Here is an 8,560-nt window from a genome sequence, read left to right on the forward strand (position 1 = left end):
GGCTGCGGTGCGCCCCACCCCGGGTGTCCCGGCTGCGGTCCCCAGCCCTGCGGGCCGGGTTGCTGCGGAGACTGTTGCTGGGGCGCCGGTCCCCAGGGCTGCTGCGGCGGACCACCGGGCTGTCCCCACTGCCCGGCGGAAGAGCCGGGCTGGGCGCCACCCTGCTGCCACGGTGACGGGCCGGGATTCGGCTGGGCGGGGTGCTGCTGTCCCCAGTTACCGGGCGGGGGCGGCGGTGCCCAGGACTGTCCGCCGGGAGCGGCGTCCCACGCCCGGCCGGAAGCCGGGTTCGCCCACGGATCGGCCGGTCGGGACGGTTGCTGTCCGTCCGGGTCCTGCGGTTCGTTCGGCCCGGTCATCGTCGCCTCCAGCTGCCCTTCACGTGTTGTCTCACCGTAGCGCCACCGGACCACATGGCACCGGTACGGCAGCGCGTATCAAATCACACCAGCCGGACCGGTCGCGCCCCGGAGGGTCGCGGCGCGGACGCTCACGCCGCGGCCGGATCGATGGCGACCACGCCGCGCCGGATCGCCCCGACCGCCCGGCCCGCGGTCCGCACCAGTTCCGGGTCGTCGGCGCACGTCCGGACCTGGTCGAGGATGTCGATCAACTGCCGGCACCACCGCACGAAATCGCCCGGGGACAACTCCCGGCCTGCGACGTCGGCCGCGATCAGCGCCTCGGCGAGCGAACCGGAGTTCGCCCAGGTGTATGCGGCGGTGACGAACCCCAGGTCGGGTTCGCGGGTGGGCGGCAACCGGTGCCGCACCTCGTCGGCCCGCAACGTGTCGCACATCCGGATGGTCTCCACGAGCGCAGTGCGGATCGGCCCGGTCGGGCCACGCACCGTGACCACGTCGTCGGTGCGCGACTCGTAGATCACCGACGACGCCACCGCCGCCAGCTCGGCCGGGGACAGCCCCGCCCAGATGCGGTGCCGCAGGCATTCCGCGACCAGCAGATCGGCCTCGGCGTACACCCGGGCGAGCCGGTCGCCGGCATCGGTGGTCTCCGGGTCGTCGCCGCCGGTGAGGTAGCCGCGTTCGGTCAGGAGCGCGACAATCCGTTCGAACGTGCGCGCCAGCGAATCGGTGGTCGCCTCGGCGCGGCGCCGCTGCTGCTCGGTTTCGCGCAGCAACCGGTGGTACCGCTCACCGAGCCGCGCCAGCGACTCGAGGTCGGGTTCGTCGCGCGCCGGGTGGCTGCGCAACCGGCGTCGCAACGCGTCGATCTCCCGGTTGTGTCCCTTGGATTTGCCGCGCTTCGGGCGGCGCGGTGCCGACAACCCCTTGGACCGCAGCGCCGACGCGATATCGCGGCGACCGCGGCCGGTGCGATGGTCGATGTGCCGCGGCAGCCGGAGCCGTCCGAGCACTTCTGCCGGTGACGGGAAATCGCCCGCCGACAACCGTCCGGACCACCCGTCGGTGGTGACCACCGTCGGACGCGGGTCGGTGACGTCCTGATCGGGGATGACGACGACGGCGAGCCCGGTGCGTTTCCCGGCCGGCACGGTGATGATGTCGCCCGCGCGCAACCCGACGAGCGAGGCCACCGCCGCCTGCCGGCGGTCCTGCCGGCTGCGTCGTTCGTGCTCGCGCTCCGCGGCGGTCAGATCCGCGCGCAAGGTCAGGTAGTCGAGGATCTCGCTGTCGGCGCCGCCGAGTTCTTCGCGCAGCTTCGCCAGCGTCGCCTCGTTGCGTTCGATGCTGCGGGTCAGGCCGACCACCGATTTGTCCGCCTGGAACTGCGCAAACGACATCTCGAGCAGTGCCCGGGACCGGTCCACGCCGACCGCGTCGATGAGATTGACCGCCATGTTGTAGGACGGCTTGAACGAACTGCGCAGCGGGAAGGTGCGGGTGGAGGCGAGACCGGCGACCGTCGTCGGCTCGACACCGGGCTGCCACAACACCACGGCGTGCCCCTCGATGTCGATGCCGCGGCGTCCGGCACGGCCGGTGAGCTGGGTGTATTCACCAGGGGTCAGTTCGGCATGGGTTTCGCCGTTGAACTTGACGAGTTTTTCGAGCACCACGCTGCGGGCCGGCATGTTGATGCCCAGCGCGAGGGTTTCGGTGGCGAACACCGCGCGCACCAGGCCGCGGACGAACAACTCTTCGACGGTGTGCCGGAACGCGGGCAGCATGCCCGCGTGGTGCGCGGCGATACCGCGTTCGAGGGCGGTGCGCCACGTGCTGTAGCCGAGGACTTCGAGATCGGCGGCAGGCAATTCGCGGGTGTGCTCGTCGACGATCCGGCCGATCTCGGCGGCTTCCTCGTCGGTGGTCAGATGCAACCCGGACCGCAGGCATTGCAGCACGGCGGCGTCGCACCCGGCGCGGCTGAACACGAACGTGATCGCCGGCAGCAACCCGTCCCGGTCCAGCCGGGTGATGACGTCGGGGCGCGGCAGCGGACGGAAGTTGCGTGACCCGAAGCCGCGGCCTCCCCGACCCTGCCACCGATCCGCCCCGTCCGCGCTCAGCCGGCGGCGCACCGCCGCGAGCAGTTCGGGGTTGACGACGATGCCGCGGCGGCGTTCACGCCTCGGCAGGTCGGCGGGTTCGGCGCTGGTGTCGAACAGGTCGTAGATCCGGGGTCCGACCATCATGTGCTGATGCAGCGGGATGGGCCGCACCTCGTCCACGACGACGGTGGTGTCACCGCGCACGGTGGTCATCCAGTCGCCGAATTCCTCGGCGTTCGAGACGGTCGCGGACAGGCTCGCGAGCCGCACGTCCTCGGGCAGGTGCAGGATCACTTCCTCCCACACCGCGCCGCGGAACCGGTCGGCCAGGAAGTGCACCTCGTCCATCACCACATGCGTCAAACCGATCAGCGAGGTCGACGACGCGTAGATCATGTTGCGCAGCACCTCGGTGGTCATCACCACCACCGGCGCATCCGCGTTGATGGACTGGTCGCCGGTGAGCAATCCCACGGCGTCCCTACCGTGCCGGGCACACAGATCGGCGTACTTCTGGTTGCTCAGCGCCTTGATCGGAGTCGTGTAGAAGCATTTGCTGCCGGCCTGCAACGCCAGGTACACCGCGAACTCGCCGACCACGGTCTTCCCCGCGCCGGTCGGCGCGCACACCAGCACCGAATGGCCGTCCTCGAGTGCGCGGCAGGCGTCCTGCTGGAACGGGTCGAGGGGGAAGTCGAGGGACGCGGCGAAATCGGTGAGCCGGGGTCCGGGGCTCTGCGGGACGGCCGGTTCCACGTGCGGGTGCTCGCTCACAGAGTGTCCGAGAAGTCGGTCCGGGCCGGGCCGGACGGTTCGACCGGTGCCGGTGCCGGGATGGTGGAACTCTCGTCGTCGTCGAGTTCACCCCAGCCTTCCGCGCGGCGACGGCGCGCACGCCGCCGGTCGGTGACCCGGGAGATCTGGATGGCCACTTCGAGCAGCAATGTCAACGCCATCGCCAGGGCGATCATCGAGAACGGATCCTGGCCGGGGGTGGCGATCGCGGCGAACACGAACATCGCCATGATCAGGCCGCGGCGCCACGCCTTGAGCTTCTCGTACGGCAGCACGCCCACCGCGTTGAGGGCGACGATCACCAGGGGAATCTCGAAGGACACCCCGAAGATCACCAGCAGATTGATGATGAAACCGAAGTATTCGGAACCGGAGAGGGCCGTGACCTGCACGTCGTTACCGACGGTGAGCAGGAACGACAAGGCGTGCGAGACCACCAGGTACGCGAGCACGGCGCCGGCGACGAACAGCACCGCCCCGGAGACGACGAACCCGATCGCGTACCGCCGCTCCTTGCTGTAGAGGCCGGGGGTGACGAACGCCCACAGCTGATAGAGCCAGACCGGGCAGGCCATCACGATGCCCGCGGTCATCGCGACCTTCAACCGCAACATGAACTGTTCGAACGGGCCGGTCGCGAGCAACCGGCAGGCCCCGTCGGTGCTCAGATCCGCGCGCGACGACGGCGGCAGCGCACAGTACGGTCCGCGCAGGATCTCACCGAGGCTGTCGAAGCCGAACACACCGCGGCTGTACCAGAGGAACCCGAGGATGCTGGTGAGGAGCACCGCGGCGACCGCGATGAGCAGCCGCGTGCGCAGTTCGTACAGGTGCTCGACCAGCGACATCGTGCCGTCGGGGTTGGTCTTGCGCCGACTGCGGCGGGGATCGAACGGGATGCGCACGGTGCGGTTCTCAGCTCCTGATAATGGCCGCCGGGGTTCGAAATCCGGGCCCCTCGGGACCAGCGGAACCGGGACACCCGTGTGGGTGCCCCGGAGGGGAGAGCACGGTCAGTAGGACCGCGGTTCGCTGTGAGGCGCGGTCTGCTGCTGCGGCGGAACGACGGTGGGCTCCACCGGCTGCGGCTGCTGCTGCACCGGCGGCAGGGGCTGCTGGACCTGCGGCTGCTGCGGCGCGGCGGAACGCGCGTCGTCGTTCTGCATTTCCTTGACTTCGCTCTTGAAGATTCGCAGCGAACGACCCAGACCGCGTGCGGCGTCGGGCAGCTTCTTCGAACCGAACAGGATCACCACGACCAACGCGACGATGGCCCAGTGCCACGGGCTCATTGCACCCATTTACAACCTCCACAAATCGGCTGGTGTCGATGCTACCGGACCCGTACGGCCCGTTTTCGCGGGTGAACCGAATCCGCAGGGAGTTTGCGCAAGGTTCACACGAACGTTTCCTGCCGGCGCGTTCACGCGGGCCGTCCCGCGTCGTCGAGCGCCGCATACGCCTCGAGGGCCTCACCGGCGCGGGTCCGCACCGCGGACACCAACTCGGCGGGCGCGAGGACCGTCACGCCGCTGCCCAGGCCCACCAGCAGTCGCACCATCCAGTCCCGCGACGCATATCGCAGTACCGCCTCGCAGCTACCGTCCGGGAACACCTCCACATCGGTGAGCGGGTAATAGTCCAGCAGCCACGTGTAGCCGGGTTCGAGACGCAGCCGGGCGGCGGGCAGTGCGGGGTCGCCCTCGAACAATTCCAGGTGCTCGTCGCCGCTCAGCGCCTGCTGCGGCGGCTGCGCCGCTTCGTCGAGCACCGTCGCCTCGTCGATGCGGTCGAAGCGGAACAGCCGCACTCCCTCGGCGGTGCGGCACCAGGCCTGCAGATACGTGTGCTCGTCGATCAGCACGATGCGGATGGGGTCGACGACACGTTCGGACACGGTGTCGCGGGAGGCCGAATAGTAGGTCAGGTGCAGTGCCCGGCCGCGGCGCACCGCATCGCGTACCCGTCCCGCCACGGGATTCTCCGTGACTGCGGCACCGGCGCCGTCCGGGGTGTGCGCGGTCGCGGCGGTGCCGGCGGCCGCTTCGATCTTCGCGATCGCCGATTGCGCCGCCGCGGGTTCCACCACACCGGGCATCTCCAGCAGCGACCGCAGCGCGACGAGCAGCGCGGTCGCCTCGGTGGAGGTCAACCGCAGCGGCCGGTCGATGCCGGCGGTGAACGTGACGACGATGCTGTCTTCGGAGAACGACAGGTCGATCAGGTCGCCGGGTCCGTACCCGGGCAGCCCGCACACCCAGAGCTGGTTGAGGTCGTCCATGATCTGTTTGGGGGTGACCCCCAGGTCGCGGGCGGCTTCGGCCGCACTGATCCCCGGGTGCGCCTGAAAGTAGGGCACCAGGTTCAGTAGCCGGGCCAACCGCCCGGACAGTCGTGCACTCATGGTGCGTGGTCCCCCTCCGTGTCGTCCCCCGCTGTCTCGTCCCTCTCGGCGGCGGCCCCGTCGCCGACCACCCGTGCCAGGATGCGTTGCACTTCGGCCCGCAATTCCGCCGGTTCGAGCACCAGGGCGTCGGCGCCCTGCCCGGCGATGATCCGCCCGATCCATTCCCAGGACCGCACCGGCACCTCGAGGACCGTGCCGTCGCGGGGGGCACTGCCGTCGTGGCCACCGATCTGCCGCTGCTCGATCTCGTCTCCGAGGCGGCGTAACTCGTAGGCCTTCCCGGCCGCCACCCACACCCGCGCGGAGCCGGAGATCTCCCCCTGGCTGGTGGTGGCGAGGACCCGGGCCCGCAGGTCGATCCCCGCGGGGATCTGTACTGCTCCGGCCGGACCGATCGCGGTGACGTCGTCGCCGATGCGGGAGAGCCGGAATGTGCGCGGCGCATCCCGATCGCGGTCGTGGCCCACCAGATACCACCGGCCGTGCACCGTGACCACTCCCCACGGGTCGACGGTGCGGGTGGTCCACGGTTCGGTGGGCGAGCTGCGGTGCGAGAACCGCACCGCGCGCCGCGCATCGATCGCGGCGAGCAGTTCCTGCAGTGCCGGTTCCGAGCCGCGGGCCCGCGCCGGGATCGGGGCGACCGTCCCCGGATCCACGTCGACCTGCACCCCGGCGGCCCGCAACTTCAGCAACGCGCCTTGCGCCGCCGAGGTCAGTTCGGGCGACTCCCACAACGCGGATGCCACCGCGACCGCGGCCGTTTCCTCACGGGTCAAGTCGATTTCGGGCAATTCGTACGCGTCGCGGTTGATGCGGTAGCCCTCGACGGTGGAGAACCGGGACGGCATCCCCGTTTCCAGGGGCACCCCGAGATCGCGCAGTTCGTTCTTGTCGCGCTCGAACATCCGGCTGAACGCCTCGTCGCTCGCGCACTCCGAGTATCCGGCCACCGACGTGCGGATCTTCTCCGCCGTCAGGAATTGCCGGGTGGACAGCAACGCGATGACCAGATTGACCAGCCGTTCGACTTTCGAGATCGCCACGGCCCAACCCTAATGCCCCGTCGCCCCGGCGCCGCCCCGGAATCTCTCACCGGAGCGCGCAGAACCGTCACATCGACGCGATGAGCCGCTCGACCCGCTCGTCCACGGACCGGAACGGGTCTTTGCACAACACGGTGCGCTGCGCCTGATCGTTGAGCTTGAGATGCACCCAGTCGACGGTGAAGTCGCGGCCGGCGGCCTGCGCCGCGGCAATGAAATCGCCGCGCAGTTTGGCCCGGGTGGTCTGCGGCGGGGTGTTGACCGCCGCCTCGACCGCCTCGTCGTCGGTGGCGCGTGCCGCCAGGCCCTTGCGTTGCAGCAGGTCGAAGACTCCGCGGCCGCGTTTGATGTCGTGATACGCCAGGTCCAGTTGCGCGATCTTGGGATCGGACAACTCCATGCTGTACCGGTCCTGGTAGCGCTGGAACAGTTTGCGCTTGATCACCCAGTCGACCTCGGTGTCGACCTTCGCGAAATCCTGCGTTTCGACGGCGTCGAGCACCCGTCCCCACAGGTCGACGACCTGCGAGACGTACCGATCCGGTGTGCGGGTGTCGAGGTACTCCACCGCACGCGCGTGGTATTCCCGCTGGATGTCGAGGGCGCTGGCCTGCCGGCCACCGGCCAGCCGGACCGGTCGTCGGCCCGTCAGGTCGTGGCTGACCTCGCGGATCGCGCGGATCGGGTTGTCCAGCGCGAAATCGCGGAACTGCACCCCCGCTTCGATCATCTCCAGCACCAGCGCCGCGGACCCCACCTTGAGCATCGTGGTGGTTTCGGACATGTTCGAATCGCCCACGATCACGTGCAGGCGGCGGTACTTCTCGGCGTCCGCGTGCGGCTCGTCGCGGGTGTTGATGATGGGGCGGGACCGGGTCGTCGCCGACGACACCCCTTCCCAGATGTGCTCGGCGCGCTGCGACAGGCAGAACGTGGCTGCCTTCGGGGTCTGCAGCACCTTCCCGGCTCCGCAGATCAGCTGCCGGGTCACCAGGAAGGGCAGCAGCACGTCGGAGATGCGGGAGAACTCCCCCACCCTCGCGACCAGGAAGTTTTCGTGACAGCCGTAGGAGTTGCCCGCGGAGTCGGTGTTGTTCTTGAACAGGTAGATGTCGCCGCCGATGCCCTCTTCGGCGAGCCGCTGCTCGGCGTCGACGAGCAACTCTTCGAGCACCCGCTCCCCGGCATGGTCGTGTTCGACGAGCTGGAGCAGGTTGTCGCACTCGGCGGTGGCGTACTCCGGATGCGACCCGACATCGAGGTACAGCCGCGCACCGTTGCGCAGGAACACGTTGGAGCTGCGCCCCCAGGACACGACCCGCCGGAACAGGTAGCGGGCCACCTCGTCCGGACTGAGCCTGCGGTGCCCGTGAAAGGTACACGTGACGCCGAACTCCGTCTCGATACCCATGATTCGTCGCTGCACACTTCGACAGTACCGCGCGGGTCCGACCACCATGGGTCGCAACGACATCTACGGTTCAACGTGTGACCCTTCGCGAGCGCCGCCGGTCCGCCGACCGGGCCCTGTTCCACCGCAGCGGAGCGCTGCGCGCCTCCCCCGCGGATCCGTTCTTCCGCGACCTGGGGCGCGCCGCGAACCACAGCGTGCTGTGGGTGGGGTGCGCCGCGGTGTGCGCGGCCGCCGGTGGCCGGGCCCGCCGCGGCGCCGTCCGGGGACTGTTGTCGGTCGCCGCGGCCAGCGGCCTCGCCAACGGCGTCCTCAAACCGCTGTTGCCGCGGCGGCGTCCCCCCGCGCGCCCCGCCCCCGAGTTCGCCCGCCGGCGCGAGCCGGCCCCCCGGGCCGCGGGCTTCCCGGCCGGGCCCCCGGCCGCGGCC

At 70.0% G+C, this 8,560-nt stretch carries 6 protein-coding genes and 2 pseudogenes; 1 reads left to right on the forward strand and 7 read right to left on the reverse strand.

All coding sequences use genetic code 11. The features are described 5' to 3' along the window. The 7 genes and pseudogenes from TVH25_RS19560 to pafA all read right to left on the reverse strand — a co-directional run. Positions 1-359: pseudogene (locus TVH25_RS19560) on the reverse strand (hypothetical protein); the annotation flags it as partial. A 131-nt stretch (positions 360-490) separates the two neighbouring features. Further along, entirely contained in the window at positions 491-3,247 is a 2,757-nt protein-coding gene (locus TVH25_RS19565; protein ID WP_169652062.1) for a DEAD/DEAH box helicase, read from the reverse strand. After that, positions 3,244-4,173, reverse strand: coding sequence for a twin-arginine translocase subunit TatC (gene tatC, locus TVH25_RS19570; RefSeq protein ID WP_422425268.1), 930 nt, complete (start codon positions 4,171-4,173; stop codon positions 3,244-3,246). The genes TVH25_RS19565 and tatC overlap by 4 nt, the downstream gene beginning before the upstream one ends. A gap of 108 nt (positions 4,174-4,281) precedes the next feature. Further along, the gene (tatA, locus tag TVH25_RS19575; RefSeq protein ID WP_169622281.1) at positions 4,282-4,569 is read right to left on the reverse strand and encodes a Sec-independent protein translocase subunit TatA; all 288 of its coding nucleotides are present in this window, start codon (positions 4,567-4,569) and stop codon (positions 4,282-4,284) included. Between the two features lie 122 nt (positions 4,570-4,691). Beyond that, positions 4,692-5,672 carry a helix-turn-helix transcriptional regulator gene (locus TVH25_RS19580; protein WP_169622280.1) on the reverse strand — a complete coding sequence of 327 codons (981 nt, stop codon included), beginning with the start codon at positions 5,670-5,672 and terminating at the stop codon, positions 4,692-4,694. Continuing rightward, positions 5,669-6,721, reverse strand: coding sequence for a helix-turn-helix transcriptional regulator (locus TVH25_RS19585; protein WP_169622279.1), 1,053 nt, complete (start codon positions 6,719-6,721; stop codon positions 5,669-5,671). Before TVH25_RS19585 ends, TVH25_RS19580 begins: the two co-directional genes overlap by 4 nt. A 67-nt stretch (positions 6,722-6,788) precedes the next feature. After that, positions 6,789-8,147: a Pup--protein ligase gene (gene pafA / locus TVH25_RS19590; protein ID WP_296549363.1), complete on the reverse strand. Its 1,359-nt coding sequence runs from the start codon at positions 8,145-8,147 to the stop codon at positions 6,789-6,791. 62 nt (positions 8,148-8,209) lie between these two features. Between pafA and TVH25_RS19595 the strand changes: the two are divergent. Continuing rightward, positions 8,210-8,560, forward strand: a pseudogene (locus TVH25_RS19595) (diacylglycerol kinase); the annotation flags it as partial.

Origin of the sequence: Rhodococcus sp. 7Tela_A2, from assembly GCF_049311045.1 — a bacterium.
Classification (GTDB): Bacteria; Actinomycetota; Actinomycetes; order Mycobacteriales; family Mycobacteriaceae; genus Rhodococcus.

Coding starts and splice junctions, on each gene's coding strand:
- tatA (WP_169622281.1), bottom strand. CDS start 4,569: ATGGGTGCAATGAGCCCGTGGCACTGGGCCATCGTCGCGTTGGTCGTG.
- TVH25_RS19580 (WP_169622280.1), bottom strand. CDS start 5,672: ATGAGTGCACGACTGTCCGGGCGGTTGGCCCGGCTACTGAACCTGGTG.